The organism is Paenibacillus curdlanolyticus YK9 (assembly GCF_000179615.1).
In the GTDB taxonomy this organism is placed as follows: domain Bacteria; phylum Bacillota; class Bacilli; order Paenibacillales; family Paenibacillaceae; genus Paenibacillus_T; species Paenibacillus_T curdlanolyticus.
In genome coordinates this window covers 1-21,020 of the sequence record NZ_AEDD01000014.1, presented here as the reverse complement: position 1 = coordinate 21,020, position 21,020 = coordinate 1, and the positions used below count along the sequence as shown (strand labels likewise).

The 21,020-nt window shown below is 50.6% G+C and carries 14 protein-coding genes, 2 tRNA genes and 1 rRNA gene; 4 read left to right on the top strand and 13 right to left on the bottom strand.

Features of this window, described 5'->3' with window-relative positions:
- Positions 1 to 309 precede the first annotated feature (309 nt).
- The 3 genes from PAECUDRAFT_RS22355 to PAECUDRAFT_RS22345 form a co-directional block, all read right to left on the bottom strand.
- Positions 310 to 1,587 carry an IS110 family RNA-guided transposase gene (locus tag PAECUDRAFT_RS22355; RefSeq protein ID WP_006040437.1) on the bottom strand — a complete coding sequence of 426 codons (1,278 nt, stop codon included), beginning with the start codon at positions 1,585 to 1,587 and terminating at the stop codon, positions 310 to 312.
- 194 nt (positions 1,588 to 1,781) lie between these two features.
- The gene (locus PAECUDRAFT_RS22350) at positions 1,782 to 3,080 is read right to left on the bottom strand and encodes a homocysteine synthase (protein ID WP_006040436.1); all 1,299 of its coding nucleotides are present in this window, start codon (positions 3,078 to 3,080) and stop codon (positions 1,782 to 1,784) included.
- A gap of 296 nt (positions 3,081 to 3,376) precedes the next feature.
- Positions 3,377 to 5,776, bottom strand: a complete 2,400-nt coding sequence (locus PAECUDRAFT_RS22345) for an S-layer homology domain-containing protein (protein ID WP_006040435.1) — start codon at positions 5,774 to 5,776, stop codon at positions 3,377 to 3,379.
- 185 nt (positions 5,777 to 5,961) lie between these two features.
- On the opposite strand from PAECUDRAFT_RS22345, the gene PAECUDRAFT_RS22340 reads away from it, so the two are divergent.
- The gene (locus tag PAECUDRAFT_RS22340) at positions 5,962 to 6,789 is read left to right on the top strand and encodes a hypothetical protein (protein WP_006040434.1); all 828 of its coding nucleotides are present in this window, start codon (positions 5,962 to 5,964) and stop codon (positions 6,787 to 6,789) included.
- Positions 6,790 to 7,110: 321 nt separating this feature from the next.
- A complete protein-coding gene (locus PAECUDRAFT_RS22335; protein WP_006040433.1) occupies positions 7,111 to 8,214 on the top strand; it encodes an IS4 family transposase in 1,104 nt (367 codons plus the stop codon).
- A 255-nt stretch (positions 8,215 to 8,469) separates the two neighbouring features.
- On the opposite strand, the gene PAECUDRAFT_RS22330 is transcribed toward PAECUDRAFT_RS22335, so the two are convergent.
- The 6 genes from PAECUDRAFT_RS22330 to PAECUDRAFT_RS22305 form a co-directional block, all read right to left on the bottom strand.
- Positions 8,470 to 10,194, bottom strand: a complete 1,725-nt coding sequence (locus tag PAECUDRAFT_RS22330) for an ABC transporter substrate-binding protein (protein WP_006040432.1) — start codon at positions 10,192 to 10,194, stop codon at positions 8,470 to 8,472.
- A gap of 90 nt (positions 10,195 to 10,284) precedes the next feature.
- The gene (locus PAECUDRAFT_RS22325) at positions 10,285 to 11,190 is read right to left on the bottom strand and encodes a carbohydrate ABC transporter permease (protein ID WP_006040431.1); all 906 of its coding nucleotides are present in this window, start codon (positions 11,188 to 11,190) and stop codon (positions 10,285 to 10,287) included.
- Between the two features lie 15 nt (positions 11,191 to 11,205).
- Entirely contained in the window at positions 11,206 to 12,162 is a 957-nt protein-coding gene (locus tag PAECUDRAFT_RS22320; protein WP_006040430.1) for an ABC transporter permease, read from the bottom strand.
- A gap of 317 nt (positions 12,163 to 12,479) precedes the next feature.
- Positions 12,480 to 14,024, bottom strand: a complete 1,545-nt coding sequence (locus PAECUDRAFT_RS26000) for a response regulator transcription factor (RefSeq protein WP_233516807.1) — start codon at positions 14,022 to 14,024, stop codon at positions 12,480 to 12,482.
- Between the two features lies 1 nt (position 14,025).
- Entirely contained in the window at positions 14,026 to 15,789 is a 1,764-nt protein-coding gene (locus tag PAECUDRAFT_RS22310; protein ID WP_233516806.1) for a sensor histidine kinase, read from the bottom strand.
- Between the two features lie 73 nt (positions 15,790 to 15,862).
- Positions 15,863 to 16,702 carry a helix-turn-helix transcriptional regulator gene (locus PAECUDRAFT_RS22305; RefSeq protein WP_006040427.1) on the bottom strand — a complete coding sequence of 280 codons (840 nt, stop codon included), beginning with the start codon at positions 16,700 to 16,702 and terminating at the stop codon, positions 15,863 to 15,865.
- A gap of 304 nt (positions 16,703 to 17,006) precedes the next feature.
- Here PAECUDRAFT_RS22305 and PAECUDRAFT_RS22300 point away from each other — a divergent pair, with 304 nt between their 5' ends.
- Both PAECUDRAFT_RS22300 and PAECUDRAFT_RS22295 read left to right on the top strand, forming a co-directional pair.
- Complete coding sequence (locus PAECUDRAFT_RS22300; RefSeq protein ID WP_006040426.1) at positions 17,007 to 17,918, top strand: ArsR/SmtB family transcription factor; 912 nt, start codon at positions 17,007 to 17,009, stop codon at positions 17,916 to 17,918.
- Between the two features lie 133 nt (positions 17,919 to 18,051).
- Entirely contained in the window at positions 18,052 to 19,074 is a 1,023-nt protein-coding gene (locus PAECUDRAFT_RS22295) for a lipoate--protein ligase (protein WP_006040425.1), read from the top strand.
- A gap of 85 nt (positions 19,075 to 19,159) precedes the next feature.
- On the opposite strand, the gene PAECUDRAFT_RS22290 is transcribed toward PAECUDRAFT_RS22295, so the two are convergent.
- The 4 genes from PAECUDRAFT_RS22290 to PAECUDRAFT_RS22275 form a co-directional block, all read right to left on the bottom strand.
- Positions 19,160 to 20,419 carry an MFS transporter gene (locus PAECUDRAFT_RS22290; protein WP_006040424.1) on the bottom strand — a complete coding sequence of 420 codons (1,260 nt, stop codon included), beginning with the start codon at positions 20,417 to 20,419 and terminating at the stop codon, positions 19,160 to 19,162.
- A 170-nt stretch (positions 20,420 to 20,589) separates the two neighbouring features.
- Positions 20,590 to 20,666: transfer RNA gene (locus tag PAECUDRAFT_RS22285), tRNA-Met, on the bottom strand.
- 7 nt (positions 20,667 to 20,673) lie between these two features.
- Positions 20,674 to 20,748 (bottom strand) — tRNA-Glu (locus PAECUDRAFT_RS22280).
- Positions 20,749 to 20,847: 99 nt separating this feature from the next.
- Positions 20,848 to 21,020 (bottom strand): 23S ribosomal RNA (locus PAECUDRAFT_RS22275); the annotation flags it as partial.

The window sequence follows — 21,020 nt, the reverse complement described above, 5'->3', positions numbered from 1 at the left end:
CGAGACTAGTCGATGGCACTTTCGGGTATGCGGGAACAGAAGTTACGCGTTTACGCACTTTCCATTGACGTTCTGCTGCACAACTCCACTAGTCCCTTGGAGGTTCACCCTCCCATGTCTCGACGGGTCATTGCCCTTACATTCCTTCGTTGTACCTGGCCAAGGCGTGGAGGCCGATCGCGTTTAGATGACGGGTCATATGCCCTAACGGACCACCATACTCGGTTTCTCTGCGCGTTCTTTGTCATTGAGTCCCGTGAACGGGACAGCATTCGTAAAGATATTCGATGTGTCAGATGCTGTTCGTTACTAAGCTGCTACGGCCTGAGGCATTTGGCCCTGGTACGTTTCTCCTCGCTGAATCATGCCAATTATGATGCGTGCTAACTTCCCCATAAGCTTGAAGATGGAGTACATCCTCGACATCCCCTTCGCTTGGTTTCTCGTATGCCAATACTTGAAATCCGGATGCTGTCGCACGAGGCCCAGCACCCCCAAATATAAATACTTGCGTAGCATACTGCTCCCTCGCTTAGAGAGTTTAATCTGCCCCTTGTGTTTCCCCGATGTTCGTTCCGCCAAATTCAGACCGGCTCGTCGCAGCAGCTGCCTGCCATGGGCGTAGTGGCGCAGATCGCCTGCGCAGCCGAGCAAAGAGGCAATCGTGATGGTACCCAAACCACGCAAACTATAAAGTTGCTGAACAAAAGGAACCTGTTCCAAAAGCGTTTCAAGTTCTTGCTTCATCTTCGTGAGTATAAGCTGCGTTTCTTCATAAACGTGCAGAAGACGCAAGATATCTTGTCGTGCTGCATCGTTTGTATTGGATTTTCCAATACTGCGTGCGGCAGCGCTTAGCAGCTCGACAGCCTTTGCCTTGCCGCTGGCTCCGGCTACGCGTCGCATTCCTTGGCTGCGCCATCCTTCCACTACTTCCTCCGCATTCAACTTTCGCAGTTCGGCAGGCAAGGCAAAAGCCTTCAGCGTAGCTAATGCGCGGACACCATCCCATTCCGGGAACACATGCCGGAACTCGGGAAAGTACAAGTCGATCCAGCGTACGATACGATTGCCCAGACTAGTAGATTGTCCCGACCAATATTCGCGTGCGCTCATCACGGCTTTGATTTGGTCAAACACAGGCTCTTGGGGTGAATAATCGGTGTAGTACCCTCGGCTGACCACATCGGCGATAACAAGTGCATCCTTGGGATCGTTTTTGGAGGGGCTGTTGTCGCGGTTTTCCTTATTACGATGGGTCGTAACGGGATTGACGAGTACGACTTCTAGACCCTGCTCCAGCAGCCAGTCGGCGAGATTGTGCCAGTAGTGACCCGTGGGTTCCATGCCAACAAGGAAAGAGGTTTTGCCGTGTTTGTCACCAACCGCCTGGATCCAAGTGAGTAGCTTTTCAAATCCTGTCTTTGTATTGGTAAAGGAGACGTGACGTGGTGTGAGCGTCCGCCCACGGAAATCTGTGATTTGTGCGGCATGTATATCTTTGGCGATGTCGATTCCTACAATGGCATGGTGATTGGTAATTCGTTCAATGCGTTGATTTGCAGCATCGTTTCGAGTAAACTTCATGTTAAGCGCCTCCTGATGGGTTTTTGGGTATCCGACCCCGTAACACCCCCATCATACGAGGCGCTCCTTTGTTTTGTCCAAGCTCAAATCTTAGACTCTACAGGAATGTTTAGAGATTCGACAAGTGTAATTCCCACCTGTGGAACGCGATTCATCCGATCCGAGATCCGATCCTTGACGGCGAGCGGTATGTCCTACGCCTTCACTGCCGCGCTAATCGCTTGGCCGAGATCCTCAAGAATATCATCGATCGCTTCGGTACCGATCGACAGGCGAATCAAGCCCGGCGAAACGCCTGCCGCTACCTGCTCCGCTTCGGACAGCTGTTGATGCGTTGTGCTGGCCGGGTGAATGATCAACGACTTGGAATCGCCTACGTTCGCCAAATGCGAGAACAACTGCACCGAATCGATCAGCTTGCGTCCCGCTTCCAGTCCGCCGCGAATGCCGAATGTCAGGATCGCGCCTTGGCCGCGGGATAAATATTTTTGGCCGAGCTCATAAGAAGGATGGCTCTCCAAGCCCGCATAGCTGACCCATTCAACCGATTCATGCGCTTCGAGGTACTTGGCAACCGCCAGCGCATTGGAGCTATGGCGTTCCATACGAAGATGGAGCGTTTCAAGCCCTTGCAGCAGCAAGAAGGAGTTGAATGGCGCAATCGCAGCGCCCAGGTCGCGGAGCAGCTGCACGCGCGCTTTAATAATATACGCAATCGGCCCTACGGCTTCCGTGTAGACGACGCCATGGTAGCTCGGGTCCGGCTCCGTCAGTCCAGGGAATTTATCGCTGGCTGCCCAATCGAACTTGCCGCTGTCGACGATGATGCCGCCGATGGACGTGCCATGGCCGCCGATGAATTTGGTCGCCGAATGAATGACGATGTCTGCGCCGAACTCGATCGGACGGAGCAAATAAGGGCTAGGGAACGTATTGTCGACGATGAGCGGAATGCCGTTCTCATGCGCGATCGCCGCTACCGCTTCGATATCCAGCACGTCGCCCTTCGGGTTGCCGATGGATTCGGCGAAGATGGCTTTCGTTTTCGGCGTGATCGCCGCACGGAAGTTTTCCGGATCGGAAGGATCGACGAAATTCACGTGAATGCCCAGCTTCGGAAGCGTCGTCGAGAACAGATTGTACGTGCCGCCGTAAAGGCTTGCTGCCGACACGATCTCATCGCCCGCCCCTGCAATATTAAAAATCGAATAGCTGATCGCCGCTTGACCGGACGCGACAGCAAGCGCAGCAGCGCCGCCCTCAAGCGCCGCGATCCGCTTCTCGAACACATCGCTAGTCGGATTCATAATGCGCGTATAGATGTTGCCGAATTCTTTTAGCCCGAACAGGTTTGCCGCATGCTCGGTGTCACGGAACCCATAGGAGGTCGTCTGATAGATCGGCACCGCCCGTGAGAATGTGGTTGGATCGATCTCTTGGCCTGCGTGTACCGCTTGCGTCTCGGGACGCCACTGTTTTTGCTCGTTCGACATGGTGAAAACCTCCTGATTTTTTTTTAAAACCAGCCGCCTGCTCATCCGCAAAATAAAAAACGAAACCGGTTCAAACCCCAATAGGCTATCATCGATTTCGTTTCCAGTTCGACCGGTAAACGGATTATACGGCTTGCGCGGAGCTTCCGCGAAAATACCTACCAATATTCTCCTGCATAAGCATTCGATCTGTCAAGCCCTCGCCGATGGCGTTTCCCCCTGCTTTAGAGCTATTCTATGCCTCCGTGCAGGGTGAAGTTCCATTTATTCCATAAATTCCGACCGGAGGACTTTAATTATTTGATGGTCACCTGCACGGTATAGCCGCCCGAGTTGTTCAGGAAGCCATCATCGCCCACAGTAGCCGCATCATTATAAGCCAGCAGCAGCTCGCCTGTTGCCGGCGCTTGCGCGGTAACATGCTTGCCGAGCATGAATGGCTCGCTCAGCGTTCCGTCCGCCTTGCGAATGACGCCCACGAGCGCACCGATCGGATAGCTGCTGAACACGGCGTTTCCATCCATTTTGACGCCAATATCCTCAAGCGTATTAATGTCGAGCTGCCTGCCGTCCGGATCCGTCAAATAATAATTGTGGGCGTTGTAATCGCCTGTGCCCACTGCTTCGATCTGGAGCGTGCCGCCCTGCTTGGCCGTTATGCCCGTGGCCGTCCAATTGCCTTTGAGCGGATTGCCCGCTGCCGGGACGAATACGGTCTTCGATTCGCCTGCAGGCGACGTTTTGGACGAGCCGTCGTCCGGCTTTGCTGCACCACTATCAGTCTTGGACGGGTCCTCTTCCTGCGATGGCTTATCCTGCGTACCCGCGTTTTCGACTGGCTTGCAGTTCGACTTTTCCCAGATCGGCCAGCGCTTCTCAGCCAGCGTATACGTAATATCATCGATAAAGAAAAACTTCGGAAAATCTAATACGGCATTCGCCTTCGCATACGTTTCCAGCTTGAAGTCATAGCAGCTTTGGGTCGGGTCTGTTACATTCAGATGAGCCCCTGCTTCTCCTGCCAGTCCAGCTTCTCCCTCTACGCCGCCTAACCCATAGTTAAACAATCCCAGCAAAATCCCTACGCCTGCCCCTGCATGGAGGCCAATCTCCGCATCGGCAGTCAGCTCAGAATCGACGTCAGCGTTAGTTACCTCATCCTTCAGCATAAATCCAGGCTTCGTATATTCTAAGCCGATCGTCCTGACTGCCTCTGCTTCCACTTTGAACGTCAAGCCGACCGTCATATCGCCTTCGATGACCAAATGAACCTCCACCACGACGCCCAACGGGCCGTATACGGGCACTGTCAATTTGCCAAGCGTAAGCTTATGAGGTTGATCATGCGTGCCGATTCGTTTCGCTTTTGCAACGACGCCTGCTCCCCCCGCAGCGCCGTTCGATTCGACGATAGCCGCTCCTCCCTTAATGCTTCCTTCGCCCCCGTCTACTGGGACGGAGATCGTCAGTTCATTTTCCAACGTATAGGACATCGAGCTGTTAAACCGCTTTAAGCCGAACAAGCCCCATTTGACATCAGAGTGGAATACCGGGTCGCGCATCGTCATGGACCCTTCCAGCTTAATGGGCTGATCGTCCAAGTCGATTTCCATGTCCTCGAATGAAATTTTAAGTCCGTTGTCCGTGCTCACATTCACCTTCACGCGGTCTGACAGTCCGAACGGCTGGCCCGCCTCAGCTTTCGGGGACGGAAGCGAGTAGGAGATTCCTTGGCCCACATATTGCGGATTAATCTCAAACTGGCTCGCCGTCATCGGCACGTCCTTCGTCACGTCAAGCTCACGCAGCACGTCCTCCAATTCCGGCTCTGTCGTCGCGAGCACGGTCTGATTGCCGTTCACGCTTACGCTTTCCACTCGTTTCGCTGCGCCGAAAGGGTAGGTCTTGGAAGGCGCCAACAGGATGATCTGTCCCGCCTTGATCGATTCCGCTTGCGCATTGCCGATCGTCACCTTGTTATCGCTTGCTAAATAGCCCGTAATAGGGGACGATTCCGTCTGCTCATTCACCTTATCCGAGTAAGTCACATAATCCTTATCATCCCGCTTAAAATCCATCAGCCGAACGATGACAGCCGCTGCTTCCGCTCGCGTCAGCTGGCCGCTAGGCTTGAATGTGCCATCCGGATACCCCGTGATGAGGCCTGCATTGGCGACAGCCGCTACCATCCCTTTCTTGCTCGCGAATGATGCGGCATCCTTGAAGGAAGCGTTGCTCGCATCATCAAGCTGAAGCGCATGCGCGAGCATCCCAGCCATCTCGACACGATTAATGATGCCCGCTGGCTGGAACTTGGCGCCGTAATCCTTTTGTGCGATCACATTGGCTTGCAAAGCTGACTGGATGAACGGCGCTGACCAGCGCCCTGTCGCAACGTCAGCGAACGGCTGATTCGTTACGTCCGCCAGCGCATATTTTTTCGCTCGAATGACAAGCGATAGAAACTCCTCTCGGCTTACAACCTTATCCGGCTTGTACGTGCCATCCTCATAGCCCGACACGATCCCTTGTGCGACCAGCTTCTCAATGCTGACTTTAGCCCAGTGCTTGCTAATATCCTTCAGCTCTGAAGCGGACGAGGTCGACGCCGCATAAGCCGATGCCCCTTTCATTGGAAAAGCCGATACTCCCGTCACCAACGTGACGGCAAGCATAAGCATAATGATTCTTTTCATTTCATCACCTCTCTATGAGTCTACTAGCCTATTATAGTGAGGGATATATACTCTTTCAACCCATTAATTAGGATGATAGTACTAGATTATTCCCCGTAAGCGCCTACTCGTCCGCTTCATAAGAAACTGCTCCAAGATTGTGGTAAAATACAGCTATAGAAATTAGAGAGGCGGCGACACAACGAATGGACTATGCTTTTGTCATTGCTCCCGGTACCTATACCGCCTTCGACAGCGAAGCGGACCAGATGGATATGTGCAAACAATGGGGACTCCTGTCGGAGAAGGCTGCCAAGCCGAAAACCTATGTATACAAAAAAAACGGCAAGCATCTGCCTTGCTCGATTGTCGGCTACGTAGACGCGATGACTGCCGTTATCGAATTGGACAACCAGCAGCGCCATTGCATTCACCCTTCTTATTTGAAAGAAATGCAGGCTGCCCAGTTCGGGCAGCGCAATACGACAGCCTCGGTTGAGGACGCTGGCGAAACGGCGGCAGAAGCGGAGAACACAGCGGGAGTCGCAGCAACGGAACCAGAGCAAGCTGCTGCTGCCGCAAATGATTCCATTGAAGCGGCTGCGGCTGTGCCAGCAGCGGAGAGCGCTCCTCAGCCAGTGTCGGCTGAGCCTGAGACTACATCGTCCACCGATGGCGAGCCTGCCCCGCTTCCCAAAACGAAGGAAAAGAAGGGCAGAGCGCCGAAGCTTCAGCTGCCTGAGGTGAAGGTCAAAATGACGGCGATCGTCAAGGAATTTACGACCGTGCCGAACCATTTTGCAGATGAGGATGACGAAGTCATCATCTATGAAGCGGCAGCCATTCTAGAGCCCCCGCTTGAAATCGGCGATGCATGGTCCAGCCATAGCGCGACGCTCAAGAAGCTGGAGCTCGAAGTCGGCGATGTGCTGACGTTCGAAGCCAAGATCGCTGCGAAAAAGCTGACGAAGCACCCTGTTCCGTACAAAATCAACAATCCGTCGAAGCTGCAGAAAACAACGCCTGAAGCGTAGCGCGGTCCGATTCCCGTAGCGCTTCTCGTTTCCTATCGTGCATCACAAGCGAGAAGATCGTCGATCGGATCACTTTGCTCCGTTCGTGCCGTTGCAATTTATACAATGGCAACCGCCTCCTCCATCTGGGATGAGGGAGGCGATTGCATTTTGTACAATGAGAAAAAGCCGAGTTGCATAGATCCAGCCTAAACAAGCTTGAAGCCGCTGCGCCATTGCAGAAAATGCAGGGCTGTTGATTAGCCAAAAAAAGGTAGCAAAAAGACCGCTCATTCGGTAATGTGTTTGTACCCCTACAAACATCCGAAACGAGGCGGTCTCATGAAAAATTCTACTTCATTATCAACGATTCTGCAATTGATGATACCCAATGAATCCCTGCTCCCTCTCCTGCAGGAGCTGGGCTATGTGGATGTTGCGCGTAAGTTTACGGTCTATGACCTCTTTTTGTTTTTAGCGGAAGCCGCCTTTCAACAGTGGAGCGGATATCGCGACGGCGAACAGCGCATGCGTTTCAGCGGACTGCGACCCGTCGATCATTCTACCCTATCCAAAAAGGCAAAAGACGTCCCATTTTCTCTTTTTAAACGTTTGTTGGAACTTATGATTGAACGTTGCAATCGTTCGACTCGACGTAAGTTAGGTATACCGCGAGAGCTACTGCTTGTAGATTCTACAAAAATAACGGTTGGCCATGGCAGGTTACCTTGGGCGCCGCTCAAGGGTGAACGTGCAGGCATCAAGCTGCATGTGTCTCTTATTGCTGACGAAAACCACCTTCACAAAGTAACCGAAACCACGGGAAATTCCCATGATTTTAAAAGCAGTGCTGAGGTGATCGACAATCGTTTTATCGTGGTGGCTGATCGAGCGTATGGCAAACATCGGCGATTCGATGAATACCTTGAGCAGCAGCAGTATTTTGTCATCAGGCTCCGTGACAATACGCGCTTTCAAGCAAAACAATCGAGAGAACGAAAACAGCCATTTGTGGAGCCGCTAGAACAAGATTTCACCTGCCAGTTAGGTCAAGGGCACCGTCTTTCCAAGCATCGATTTCGCGTGGTCATACTGAAGGACCCGAAGGGCAGGCCAGTAATTCTGGCTACCAATCTGCATTGGCATTCGGCAGAACGGATCGCAGACATTTACAAAAAACGATGGCAGATTGAAGTGTTCTTTCGATGGATCAAGCAACATCTGAATATTCCCACTCTGTTCGGTACGACGCCTAATGCCGTGTATGGACAGTTGTACACAGCGTTGCTTGTTTATGTGCTCCTGAAGTTTTTGTTCGACCAAGGAAATGCGGTGGTTCACTGGTATGCACGCATGACATTTGCCGACTTCGACCGTTTATTTACCCTCCAGGCCTTACCACCAGAATGGAGGGCCTTTTTGGAAAACATTCGTACATTGCTCTGACCAATAATTGGCTAATCAACAGCCCTGCAGAAAATGCAACCGCAGCTCCCACTGCCCAGTATTTCAACTGCTTTCATTGTATAAAATACAATCAGTCCACCATTGTGCAGCAAGCCTGATCACGGAGACGGGGTTGGGCGCTAGAGTCCGGTACGGAGTCGGAGCATACAAATCAAAAAAGGGGTTATCCCTAAGCCTACTGGCTTTTGGGATAACCCTTTTTTCGCGTTATGCACCACGCTCGCCCTAGAAACCTTACCTACCGCTCCACAGGTTAACGCGCTCTTGGATGTATTTGGTGTACTCTTCCTCGTACTTTTTCACGCCGTTTTTGTCGAGCTCCGCCAGGAATGCATCCCATTTTGCATCAAACTCAGACGGCTTGGACAGGATGATTTCTGGAATGCGCTTGCGAACAATAGGCGTCAGCTTGTTGTAAATGATGTTTGCATCGGAATCGCTCGGAACCGGCAAGTTCCATGCAGCGCCCCAAGGCTTCGCTGCGAATTCCTTCTCCGACGGATAGAAGTCTTTCCACGTCGTTTTTCCATAAGCAGCCAGCACTTTCTTGTCTTCTTCCGAATACGTTTTCTGAATTTGCTCAGGGAAGTTCGTCGTGAAGTAGTTACCCGTCGAGTCTTGAACGCCATCGCCGTAGTGCGGACCGTAGTTGTTGTACAGACCGATACCCGTCGTTTTTTTGAAGTTCGATGCATCATTCGTTTTTTGGTCTTGCACAGCTTGCGGAATGACACGTTTGCCGTTTTCTACGTTGTAATGTTTGCCTTCGATCCCCCAGTTAATGAGCACTTGGCCTTCCTCGGAAGCAAGGTAATCGAGCATCTGGATAATACGCTCAGGGTTTTTCGCGTCCTTGGAGATCATCAGTCCATATCCGCCCATGAAGCCCGTAGGTTCGAACGTATGGTCAACCGTTTTGTCGTCCATTTGAACGGAGTAGAAGCCGTATGTTGCTGCGTTTTTGCCTTCTTTCTTCAGCGAATCGATCGAAGATTGGAAGCCCCACTTCTGGTCGATTACGCCGACAACGCGGCCTTGTGCGATTTTTGCTTTGTATTGGTCTTCTTTTTGCACGAACGATTCCGGGTCAATGAGACCGATGTCGTTCATATGGTTCAGCCAGCGGAAATATTCTTTCTCTTCCGGACGGCGATAGTGGAACGTTGCTTGGTACGTTTTGGGATCGATATAGATTTCGCCGTCATCCGATGCGCCTGTAGCTTGGAAAGCCGGGTTCGTAACGGAGATCATGATGCGCCAGTCGTCTGCAAGTAGCGACAAGCCGAGCGTCTTCTTGCCGTCTGCCGTAGTCGGGTGCTTCGCTACATAATCAGCGATTACTTTCTCGTAGTCTTTTACCGTTTTGATTTGCGGGTAACCCGCTTCTTCTACTGCCTGGTGCTGCAAGCTGAATGCGCCGCCAGCATCAAAGTACGTGTTGCCTACACCGTCATAGGTTGGAACAACGTAGACCCCTTGATCATCGTTGCTCCATTTTAGACGGTTCCAATAGTCGCCGTATACTTTCTTCAGGTTAGGGCCGTATTGATCGATAAGATCGGTCAGATCAAGCACTGCGCCGGCATCTACGAATAAGTTCGAGCTGCCTTTAGCTGAAATAATGTCCGGATATTCGCCGCTCGCTGCAACGAGAGCGACTTTATTCGCATCGGTTGCGAAGTCCATTTTGAGCGTAACGCCTGTTTTCTCCGTAATCTTTTTGCCGACCTCATCCTGCATCTGGTTCCAATCCGGGCTCGGGTCAGCAGCTAGCATCGTATAAGTGATTGGCGATTTGTCCGTTGTTGGCGTTTCGGTCGTATTTTCTGCCGTATTCGTCTTGCCCGTTTCGTCCGCTGGTTTTTTCTCTTCCTCTTTGGACGAGCAAGCCGCGAGTGATCCGACGAGCATAACGCTTGCAAGCAACAAGCTTGTTCCCTTCAAGACCTTACCTTTCATTCAAGAACCCTCCCTAAGGTAATTCATCTATTGTATAACAGGTAACCTGTTGATACCAATGTGAGTGAAAGCGAGTCGAGCTAAACCGGCTTACGATTTAACCGCGCCGAGCGTCATTCCTTTAACAAAATAGCGCTGCAAGAACGGATAGATGACGAGAATCGGCAGCGACACGACGATGGTAATTGCCATTTTGATCGATTCCGGCGATACGCTCGTCACGAGATCCGTAATGTTCTTGCCCCGGATGTCCGACTGGTTGGTCGTCGATTGCAGCACCTTCGTCAGCTCATATTGCAGCGTCGTCAGGCTCGGCGTACCTCCGTTGTACAGATACGTATCGAACCAGGAATTCCACTGACCAACGGCAAGGAACAGCGCGATTGTCGCCAGTACCGGCTTGCAGAGCGGCAGGATAACCTGCCAATAAATTCTGAAGTCCGACGCGCCATCGATCTTCGCAGATTCCTGCAGCGCATAGGGCAGCCCGTCAATAAACGATCGGATGACGAATACGTTGAACGCGCTTACGAGACCTGGCAGAACGTACACGCCGAACGAGTTCATCAGGTGCAGGTCACGCATCAGGATGTACACCGGGATAAGGCCGCCGGATACATACATCGTCAAGGCCAAAAAGGTCGAGACGAACTTACGTGCCTGGAAGTCGGGACGAGCGAGGCAGTACGCTAACATCGAGCCGCTAAGCAAGCCGAGCAGCGTACCGATAACCGTCCGAAGCACCGAGTTCCAGAAGCCCGTAATCAAGCCTTGATAGGCAAAAATCGTTTCATAGTTCTTAAGCGTGAATTCACGCGGGAAGATCGTTAGTCCGCCTCGAATCGTATCATTCGAATCATTGAATGAGATCGCCAGCACGTTAAGAAACGGGTAAAGCGTTGCGACGAGTATGATACACATCACGAGGACGTTTGCTGCATCGAACAGCTTATCGCTGAGCGTCGCGTTGAAGTAGTTATTTTTGGACTTGCTCATGGATGACATCCTCCTTTACATGATGCTTTCTTTCGTCACACGCTTGAATATGCCGTTAGCTACGAACAGTAAGATGACGCTTACGACGGAGTTGAATATGCTGATCGCCGTACCGAACGAGAATCGATTGAGCGCCAATCCGTTATTCAGCGCATAGAGGTCCAATACCTCTGAGTAATCGATGACTCGCGGATTGCCGAGCAGGAACTGTTTCTCAAACCCGATTTGGATCAAGTGCCCGATCGACATAATCAGCAGTACCGAGATGGTTGTCCGAATGCCTGGCAGCGTGATATGCCAAATCTGACGCCAGCGACCTGCACCGTCTACGCGTGCAGCCTCATACTGCTCGGGATCAATCCCCGTAATCGCTGCGAGATAAATAATCGTGTTCCAGCCCATTTCCTTCCAAATATCGGATGAAGTGACGATCGTCCAGAAGTATTTGCCTTCGCCCATGAATACGATCGGCTTATCGATGATATGAAGCCAGACGAGCAAGTCGTTGATGACGCCGCCGTCGATCGATAGCATTTTTGTAACGATGCCCGCTACGACGACCCATGATACGAAGTGGGGAAGATAGGATATCGTCTGCACGAATCGCTTGAACACTTGATTGCGCAATTCGTTTAGCAATACGGCGAATAAGATCGGTATCGTGAACCCTGCAATCAAACTCATAAAGCTCATCGCAAGCGTGTTGCGCATAACCAGATAAAATCGATCATCGTTGAATAAGTCCACGAAGTGTTTGAAGCCTACCCAATCCTGGTCCCAGAATGATCGCGCTGGTCTATACTTCTGAAACGCCATCGTCCAGCCCCAGATCGGCAAATAACTGAATACGAATACCCAAATGACGAATGGAATGGTCATGAAATACAAATACTTTTGCTGCACCATCCTGAACCAGAAGCCTTTATTTTTCGCTCCTGCAGGCTTCTTCTCGTTCAGTGTTATCGCTTCCATGCTAGCCCTCCTTCTCTATATTTCTCATGTTACTCGATTGTGTTGAGGGCTCCCACCCGATAGATTCGTGCAAAAATCATATACAATTTCGACAGAATCTATGGACTGCATTATTATGGCATACGTCCCATCCGACTATCCTGTAAGCGATTTCATTAGCTTGTAACCTAATGGTACACCATGGTCCGCTCCTAAACCTACCCGACAAATGCGGCATGAAATACCGTACAAATTAGAGATTCCATACATGCAAAAAAACCGCCTCAACATTCGATTATGAATGTCGAAGCGGCTGCGCAATACAACCATCGGTTAGCCTAAGAAGGGCGACCCTTGAACGTCGACGGCGATGCCCCTTCATATTTCTTGAATTTCGTATGAAAATAATCGACGCTTGCATAGCCAACCTTTTCTGCCGCTTGATGCACTTTAAGCCCTTGCGCCAGCAGCTCCTTCGCGTTCTCTATCCGAACCTTATCCAGGTACGTATTGAAGTAATCGCCCGTATGCGTCTTAAACAGCTTGCCCAAGTAACCGCTGTTGTAATTGAACAATTCGGCCATCGTCTCCAGCTTCAGGTTTTCGCTATAGTTGCGGCGAATGAACTCTTCCATCTGCTTGACGATCGTCTCGGGGCTTCGCTCTGCTGCGTAACGCACCGTCTCCTCCATCGTTCGGTTCAAATATGCAACGAGCGCCGACAAGCTTTTCTGGCGAAAAATATCCGAAATCGCAGGCGCGAAAGCTTGTACAGACGTATAAGTTTTCGGATTCGCGAGCGCGAGCTTACCGAACGCTGCCGACATCATTTGCGCAAAATACGACTTCACGGCCTCCTCATCTAATCGGGCGTCTTTCATCGACTGGGCAACTGCCATAACCGTACGCTCAGCGCTATCCTTGCTCCCGATATCGAGCGCATAGAATAGCTGGTCTGCATGCTCCTCTAGCGAAAGTTTCTGCAGGCCGCCATTGTCCTGATGCTTCAGGTCAAACTGGCGGCTGCCATCTGCTGCATACGCGATGCCTGAACCAAGCACGAACCGCCGTTTCAGCCCTTCCAGCGCTGTCTCATAGGAATGATGAATCTGCTGGAAGGAAGCTGCTGCTTCCCCAACGGAAATAAATACGGTAAAACCATCGCCGTCATCCGGCTGGATCGGCAGCTTGCGATCAATGCCAGTTCCTTCTTCATGACGAAGCAGTACGCCCACATAGGGCTCGATTCCGAACACGAAGCCTTCGTTGTTCACCTTTAGCTCCCTGCTCCATTTGCGCTTCAACAGCCCGATGCGCCCGGGATCGCCATCCTCATCAATGTCCGGCTCCGCCAGCGCGACTTGAAACCCGTCCCAATCCACATTCAACCGCTCAGCAATTGAATGCCAAAGCGCTTCATCCAACGGCTCGCCAATCGTTCCCGTAACGACCGACTTCATAATTTGTTCGCTTCGCCAAGCCATGTCCGCTTCCTGACGGCGCTGCCGCTCCTTCTCCGTAATGAGGCTGTCGCGAATCCGCTCCAGATTCTCGCATAGCTCGCCTTCATCGACCGGCTTGAGCATGTATCCATCTACGCGATAACCAATCGCCTGCCGCGCATAGTCGAAGTCCGAATAACCGCTAAGTATGAGAATATGGCATTGCCCGTCTTTCTCCCTAAGGCGTTCAATAAGCTCTAGCCCGGTCATGCCTGGCATCCGTATATCAACGAGCATCAAATCGGGCTTCAGGATGCTCGCTTTCTCAAGCGCATCACGTCCATTGGCAGCCGTCCCGCACACCTCAAACCCATAGCTTTCCCATTCGATTAGGGTTGTCATCCCTTCCCGAATCGCTGGCTCATCATCTACGATTAACACTTTATACAAAGGTATCCCTCCCCGCAGGCAGCTTCAGCCCGATATAAGTCCCGTTCTCCGGATCGCTCTCAAGCGTCATCCCATAAGCTTCTCCATAGGTTAACACTAATCGCTGATGGACGTTTCGCATGCCGATGCGATAACCTTCGCGGTCCTCCATATCTTCTAGAGAAGCAAGCAATTGCTGCTTACGCTGCTCGTCCATCCCTTGTCCATTGTCCTTGATCTCGATTTGCAAAGTCTCCCCATCATCCGACACGGAGGTTCGAATACGGACGTAGCCGCCTTCCTCTTTACACTCCAAGCCATGGACTACTGCATTCTCCACCAATGGCTGTACAATTAACGGCGGTACCCGCATTGACAACGATAAAGGGTCAATATCAAGCTCGAACGATAGCCTATCGCCGAATCGGAATCGTTGAATTTCCAGATAGCATCGTACGATTTCGATTTCGTCGCTCAATAAAATGCTGGAGCCGCCGATTTCGAGGTTTTTGCGCATCAGCGTGCCGAGCAGCTTAACGGTCTGGGCGATTTCCGTCTGCTTATTTATATGAGCTTTCATCCGAATGGACTCCAGCGCGTTAAACAAAAAATGCGGGTTAATCTGGCTGGCCATCATGCGAAGCTTTATTTCCTTCTGCTTGATCTCCAGCAAGTTTTTTTGGCGGTTTGATTCCTGCACCTCCTCCATTAAATCTCGGATGCTATGCATCATCCCGTTGAATTGCCGCGACAATTGGCCAACCTCGTCATTCCCGTCAATACGCAATGATACATTCAAGTTGCCGGTCGTCACCTTATTCATTTCTCTGCTTAGCACAAGCAAGCGATTGGACAGCAGCTTTGAAACTAAGGAAATAATAATGACAGCAATCAAGAAACCGACGGACATAATGATGAATCCAAGCATACCGATTCGATTCGCATCCTTCACGATGCCGTCTATGTGAATAACCGATACGATTCTTAGCCCGTTGCGGCTTGAGGATGGATGCAGCGATTCTACGACGACCTTCGACCGCTTGCCTTCGACAACCGTATCATAGGTCCCATCCTTATAGGAGCCCAGCACTTTCCAAATATTAGCGTCCGCCAGTTTCAAGCCTTCCTCCGATGGGCGCGTCGATGCGACCACATAGTTATTCTCGTCCATAATCATCGTATCGAATGGCTCATTCATAAGCATAGATGCCAGTTCCGTTCGATTAAGCGAAATAATCAAGACGCCGCTGGTCCGGTATGTTAGAAAATCGACGCGCCGAACCAAGCTTAAGTATTTGGAGCCGCCCGTCGTTTCATCGTCAAAATAAAACCATTGGGCAAGCGAGTTATCAAGCGCGGACTCGTACCAAAATTGCTTCTGTACCGCCGCATTCGGCTGCATAAACTCCCAGTTGTTCAGAAGCGTCGGGTTATCCATATAGAACCGAATGCTCTTTATTTCCGTGTGCAAACTCATCGCGCTGTGGAATGCCGTAAAATCCCGATAGTCGCGAAAAACGTCGACCGGGCTCGTAAACTGCGTATTCACAACCCGCTTAAGCTGCTCATCATACATCAAATTATTCGAGACGTCTATCGGAATGGTCAGCAGATCCGAGGTTCGTTGTTTGATCCGATCCACATTGTTCAGCGATTGCGATACCGCATCATCCAGCGCCTTCTCGCGAAACTGCGTCGTTAGAATGAGGCCAACGATCAGAACCGGAACTGCAACCACCAGCACTAGTGATAGAAACAGCTTGGTTCGAATTTTCATATTGTTCAACCATTTAGACAATGGAGGCATGCGCATACGAGTAACCTGCCTATTCGAATTCGGATTAAGATGCTCAGTGAAGTTTGCGGAACTGCTCGGGCGTCATGCCCTCCGCTTTACCGAATACTGCGATAAAATGGCTAACGTCCCGGTAACCGACTTGCTGTGCGATTTGGGTAATTGACAAGCGCTCTGGCCCGCTTATCAGCTCCTTGGCCTTCGTCAGCCGCAGCCTGATTAAATATGTATACGCTGTCATACCAAAAGCTCTTCGAAACAGTACATTCAAATAACGTGCGCTAACGCCAAGATGCTCCGCCATCTCAGGCAGCCCTAACGCTGGATCATCGTAATGGCGATCCAGCCATTGCAGCAGCGGATTGAGCTTCTCCATATGCTGGAACAGCGATGCGCCGGTTCGGATTTGACCATGCTTTTTTAATAAAATGAGAAACCGATAAAGCCCGCTTGAAGCATCCAGCCCCGACCGATCGCCCGCCTGCTGCATCGCATTGAGCATCCCTTCAAGATGTGCGCCTAGCTCATTGCCTTCCTCCCACCGAAACCATTCGGAATGGCGGAACCCTAGCAGCGTAACAAACGCAGCCGCCTGAGGCCCCTCGAACGTAATGTACACGGTTGACCATTGCTCTTCACCTGACGGGGCATAGTAATGCTTTACATGCGGAAAGAGCAAGATGCCCGTATTAACCGGCAGCGCAAGCTTCTGGCCAGCCACCTCTATGACGCCTTCGCCGTTTGTCGTTTGAAGCCAATGAAAGCACGGATAACCTTCGGCGCGATCGAACGTTTCTTGGGTTGGATTATAGCCAATGCTCTCGACAACAATAGGCAGAGACGGCTCTGCCCCCGCGAACAAAAAATGCCGCTTTTGTTTTTCAGATCGATTCATCGGGACCCCTCCGCTGCCTAGCATATCATATTTGGCTGCACAACTCCTACACGATAAGAGCCTTACAGAAACGGACGCGTTTCCCTATTTGATTTAATTAATATGTTAACTACGGTTAAATAATATTAATTCTTTTAATACTAAAAACGATTATTTTTACGAATGCAGCTCATTTTTTTAGAAGTACTGTTCAATTCTTCGCTTTATGTATATATTGAATTATAGCCATACACCTCATCGTTAGTTTAACTCGAATGTTAATTGATAACCTATAAATAGCTGCCTAATAAACGGAGGAATTCTCATGATCAAAGCAAGCGCTGATACCAAGCACTTGCCGCTTTTCGAAGCGCTGGCTAGTGAGGTAAGACTAAACATCCTCAAGCTTCTGGCCATTAAACCGATGAACAACAAAGATATTGCAGAACAGCTGCATTTAAGCGGCGCAATCGTTACGATGCATATCCGTAAGCTGCAGCAAGCCGGCCTTGTCCATTCCGAAATGGTTCGGATAAACAGCGGCACTCACAAACTCAATTCGCTTGCAGCTACATCAATTGAAATTGCGCTTCCACAGCTGGAAGAAAACATGCGGGCCATGCATGAAGTCTCCGTTCCGATTGGCCACTATACAGCCTTTGAAGTTCATCCTACATGCGGGCTCGCTACGACCTCGCAATTTATCGGGCATTTTGATGACCCGCGTTATTTCCTATCTCCCGAACGCATGCACGCACACATCCTATGGTTCGGCAAGGGCTACATTGAATACAAAATTCCGAATTACTTGCTGCCCTCTCAGCAGCTCACCGAAATCGAAATTTCGATGGAGCTGTCGTCTGAAGCGCCGGGCATCAATCCCAATTGGCCTTCCGATATTCGCTTCGAATTGAATCACACCAGCTTAGGCTATTGGACAAGCCCCGGAGACTCTGGCAGCGGCCGTGGCTCTTTAACGCCGGAATGGTGGCCAGATAACATTAATCAATACGGTTTTCTTAAAGTGCTTCGCATCAATGAGGAAGGAACCTTCATAGACGGCTTGAAAATATCGGATAACGGCATCCAAGCGCTCGTGCTGGAACGCAATCAATGGACATTTCGGATCGCTGTCGATGAGGATGCAGCCCACGTTGGCGGCTTAACCCTATTCGGCAAAGATTTCGGCAACTATAATCAGGATATTGTGTTCCGAACCTACTATACGCCGAACTAATCATCTCGTTCTTGCGCTTGCGCATGACTAACTATCGAACGCCGCATTCGTTGTGCAGGCACTTGTTCGATTCGCGTCTTCTGCCTTGCATGTGTTACCATCGGTTTATCGATTACATTCAAGGAGGAGCCCCATGTTATTCATCGATAATCGCGGAATTACGGATCCAACTATCAATTTAGCTCTGGAGGAGTTTGTCCTCAAGCAGCTTCCCATGACCGACAGCTACCTCTTGTTTTATATCAATGAGCCATCAATCATCATCGGCAAAAACCAGAACACCATCGAAGAAATCAACGCCGATTATGTGGAAGAGCGCGGCATCCATGTCGTGCGCCGGTTATCGGGAGGAGGTGCCGTCTATCATGATACGGGCAACCTCAACTTCAGCTTCTTGACCAAGGATGATGGACAATCCTTTCATAATTTTCGCAAGTTCACGCAGCCTATTATCGACGCGCTTCAAAGCTTCGGCGTGAATGCAGCGCTCACAGGGCGTAACGATATCCAGATCGGCGAACGCAAAGTGTCCGGCAATGCCATGTTTGCCACGCGCGGCAGACTGTTCAGCCATGGAACGCTGCTATTCCAATCGGAGATGGACCATGTGGCCTCAGCCCTGAAGGTTAAACCTATCAAGGTCGCTTCTAAAGCGACCAAATCCGTCCGTTCACGCGTCGCGAACATCACGGAGTTTCTCCATCAGCCTATGACAATCGAGCAATTTCGAGCTGAGCTCCTCAAGCATATTTTTGGCACCGAAGTGTCCCAAGTTCCTCAATATGCGCTCACAGAAGCGGATTGGCAAGCTGTCCATGAGCTGGCCGAATCCCGCTATCGCAACTGGGAATGGAACTACGGGCGTTCGCCCAAATGCAACATTCAGAATGCTTACAAGTTCCCGGCCGGTATACTCGATGTCCGACTGGATGTCGAGGATGGCCTCATCACCAGCCTACGCATATTCGGTGACTACTTCGGCGTTGGCGATGTTGCAGAAGTCGAGCAGCAGCTGAAAGGGACTCGTTATGAGGAAGCTTCCTTGGCAGCCGCACTTGCATCGATCGACACTGCTCACTACTTTGGAAATGTAACGCAGCAGCAATTGATTGACCTTCTCCTGCTCAGAGAGCAACCGGAAGTGAACGCAAACTAATTGCATCTCTTCACAAAACAAAGCGGCTAAACGTTTGGCGATTTCCCACCAAGCGCTTAGCCGCTTATCCTGTGCGAACTGAAAGTCAGCCGCTTGCCTCTAATCTATTGCCCCTGCTGCCAAGTACAAATAACATTGTACCGATCCAACCGCAGATCGATGCCGCTACGAGCAGTCCTGTCAACGAAACCGACTCCGATAAGCCAGCACTCAGAAGAGGCCCGATCGTCCCCCTAAATCCGAATAACATCAGATGCAGTCCAAACACAGTCGCTTCACGCCCAGGCACTAATCTGAAAATAAACGACAAAATCCCAATATCCCAAATCGCTTCGCCCATCCCTTGAATCCCGTTGCCGAGAATTACAGCACTATACGTTCCCCATAGCCCGTACAGCATTGGAACAATCGCATAAGCACAAATTCCGACCATTAGCGTGTAGCGGATATCAAAGCGATCAATCATCCATCCAGCAATCAAATAGGTCAGTAAAAGCGCAATATAATAAGCGATTCTAGCAAACGCAATCTGTACATTCGTTAAGGCGAGCTCATCCACCTGTATGATCTGATAGAGCGGGTTTGCTAGCATATTTCCGAATCCAGCAAACGTAGTTGCCAGCAAAAATACGGCCAATATCCGATTTTCTCTAACCAGTTTCCATTGATCTTTAATCGAAAACGTAGCCGCTGGTTTGCTTCTTTCTTGTGCATCAGCATGCGAAGGCGCCTGCTTCGGCAGCCGAATCGTACTAAACAAAATGATAGACACCGTTCCAAACAATGCTGCTGCTAACAACGGTCCCTTAGGTCCTACTGCGTCAGACCAGCTTCCAACTATATATGCCAGTGGAATCATTAATGCCCCCATTGCTACCCGCACATAACCCATTAGACGCCCTCTAACCTGTCCTGGATACATGCGAGAAATGAGCGTAACATATGCTGGAGCCTGAATACCCATTAACAATTGAAACGTGATCGCCGTCATAACATAAACAGCTGGATGAGGCATCAGTGCAGGTAAAATAAGCAGCATCCTGCCTATCGCATTCGGTATAAAAAAGAATGGCCTTGGCTTGCCCGTACGTTCGATCAAGCTCGCCCATAGCGGGGAAAAGATTAACCCAATCGCTGGCGCCGCCGACAATAACCCTACCTGCAGATTCGACGCACCTTCACGAATCGCAAAAGGCATAAAAAATTGGTTCAATACCACGTTAAATAACGCAAAAATCATCGATGCTCCAAAATCAATCCGAGCGTTGTACCAAACACGTGTCGTCATGGCCAAGCCGAACTTAACAACGTTGTCATGACGTCGACTCGACTGCTGTTGTCCCATTATGATCGGTTCCTCTCTCCGGGCAAGTGACATCCATGCCATTAATATCATGATCTCTCGTAAGTGTAGTCCTGCTCCCTCACACGGTCAATAGTAGATAATGACTATCGTTTATGTGATTGTGGCAATTAAAAAAAGCCGCCATAATGGCGACTTGTCATATACGATATTGGTTGCGGAGACAGGATTTGAACCTGTGACCTTCGGGTTATGAGCCCGACGAGCTACCGAACTGCTCCACCCCGCGTCAGAAATGGTGACCCGTAGGGGATTCGAACCCCTGTTACCTCCGTGAAAGGGAGGTGTCTTAACCCCTTGACCAACGGGCCGAGAATTGAAAGGTTGCACCTTCAAAACTGGATGCGAATGATGAGTCCTTAGCTTAGTCTTGCTCACGAAGTTGCGATTTTGGCATTCGCCAAAACGCTTAGGATAAGCCCTCGACCTATTAGTACTCGTCAGCTGCACGCATTGCTGCGCTTCCACCTCGAGCCTATCAACCTGGTCGTCTTCCAGGGGTCTTACATACTGGGAAATCTCATCTTGAGGGGGGCTTCGCGCTTAGATGCTTTCAGCGCTTATCCCGTCCGCACTTGGCTAC

What these genes read in the sequence shown, in the direction of transcription:
- PAECUDRAFT_RS22300 (WP_006040426.1), top strand. Translation starts at nt 17,007, where the DNA reads ATGATCAAAGCAAGCGCTGATACCAAGCACTTGCCGCTTTTCGAAGCG.
- PAECUDRAFT_RS22335 (WP_006040433.1), top strand. Translation starts at nt 7,111, where the DNA reads ATGAAAAATTCTACTTCATTATCAACGATTCTGCAATTGATGATACCC.
- PAECUDRAFT_RS22355 (WP_006040437.1), bottom strand. Translation starts at nt 1,587, where the DNA reads ATGAAGTTTACTCGAAACGATGCTGCAAATCAACGCATTGAACGAATT.
- PAECUDRAFT_RS22340 (WP_006040434.1), top strand. Translation starts at nt 5,962, where the DNA reads ATGGACTATGCTTTTGTCATTGCTCCCGGTACCTATACCGCCTTCGAC.
- PAECUDRAFT_RS22320 (WP_006040430.1), bottom strand. Translation starts at nt 12,162, where the DNA reads ATGGAAGCGATAACACTGAACGAGAAGAAGCCTGCAGGAGCGAAAAAT.
- PAECUDRAFT_RS22305 (WP_006040427.1), bottom strand. Translation starts at nt 16,702, where the DNA reads ATGAATCGATCTGAAAAACAAAAGCGGCATTTTTTGTTCGCGGGGGCA.
- PAECUDRAFT_RS22295 (WP_006040425.1), top strand. Translation starts at nt 18,052, where the DNA reads ATGTTATTCATCGATAATCGCGGAATTACGGATCCAACTATCAATTTA.
- PAECUDRAFT_RS22325 (WP_006040431.1), bottom strand. Translation starts at nt 11,190, where the DNA reads ATGAGCAAGTCCAAAAATAACTACTTCAACGCGACGCTCAGCGATAAG.
- PAECUDRAFT_RS22345 (WP_006040435.1), bottom strand. Translation starts at nt 5,776, where the DNA reads ATGAAAAGAATCATTATGCTTATGCTTGCCGTCACGTTGGTGACGGGA.
- PAECUDRAFT_RS22290 (WP_006040424.1), bottom strand. Translation starts at nt 20,419, where the DNA reads ATGGGACAACAGCAGTCGAGTCGACGTCATGACAACGTTGTTAAGTTC.
- PAECUDRAFT_RS22330 (WP_006040432.1), bottom strand. Translation starts at nt 10,194, where the DNA reads ATGAAAGGTAAGGTCTTGAAGGGAACAAGCTTGTTGCTTGCAAGCGTT.
- PAECUDRAFT_RS22350 (WP_006040436.1), bottom strand. Translation starts at nt 3,080, where the DNA reads ATGTCGAACGAGCAAAAACAGTGGCGTCCCGAGACGCAAGCGGTACAC.
- PAECUDRAFT_RS22310 (WP_233516806.1), bottom strand. Translation starts at nt 15,789, where the DNA reads ATGAAAATTCGAACCAAGCTGTTTCTATCACTAGTGCTGGTGGTTGCA.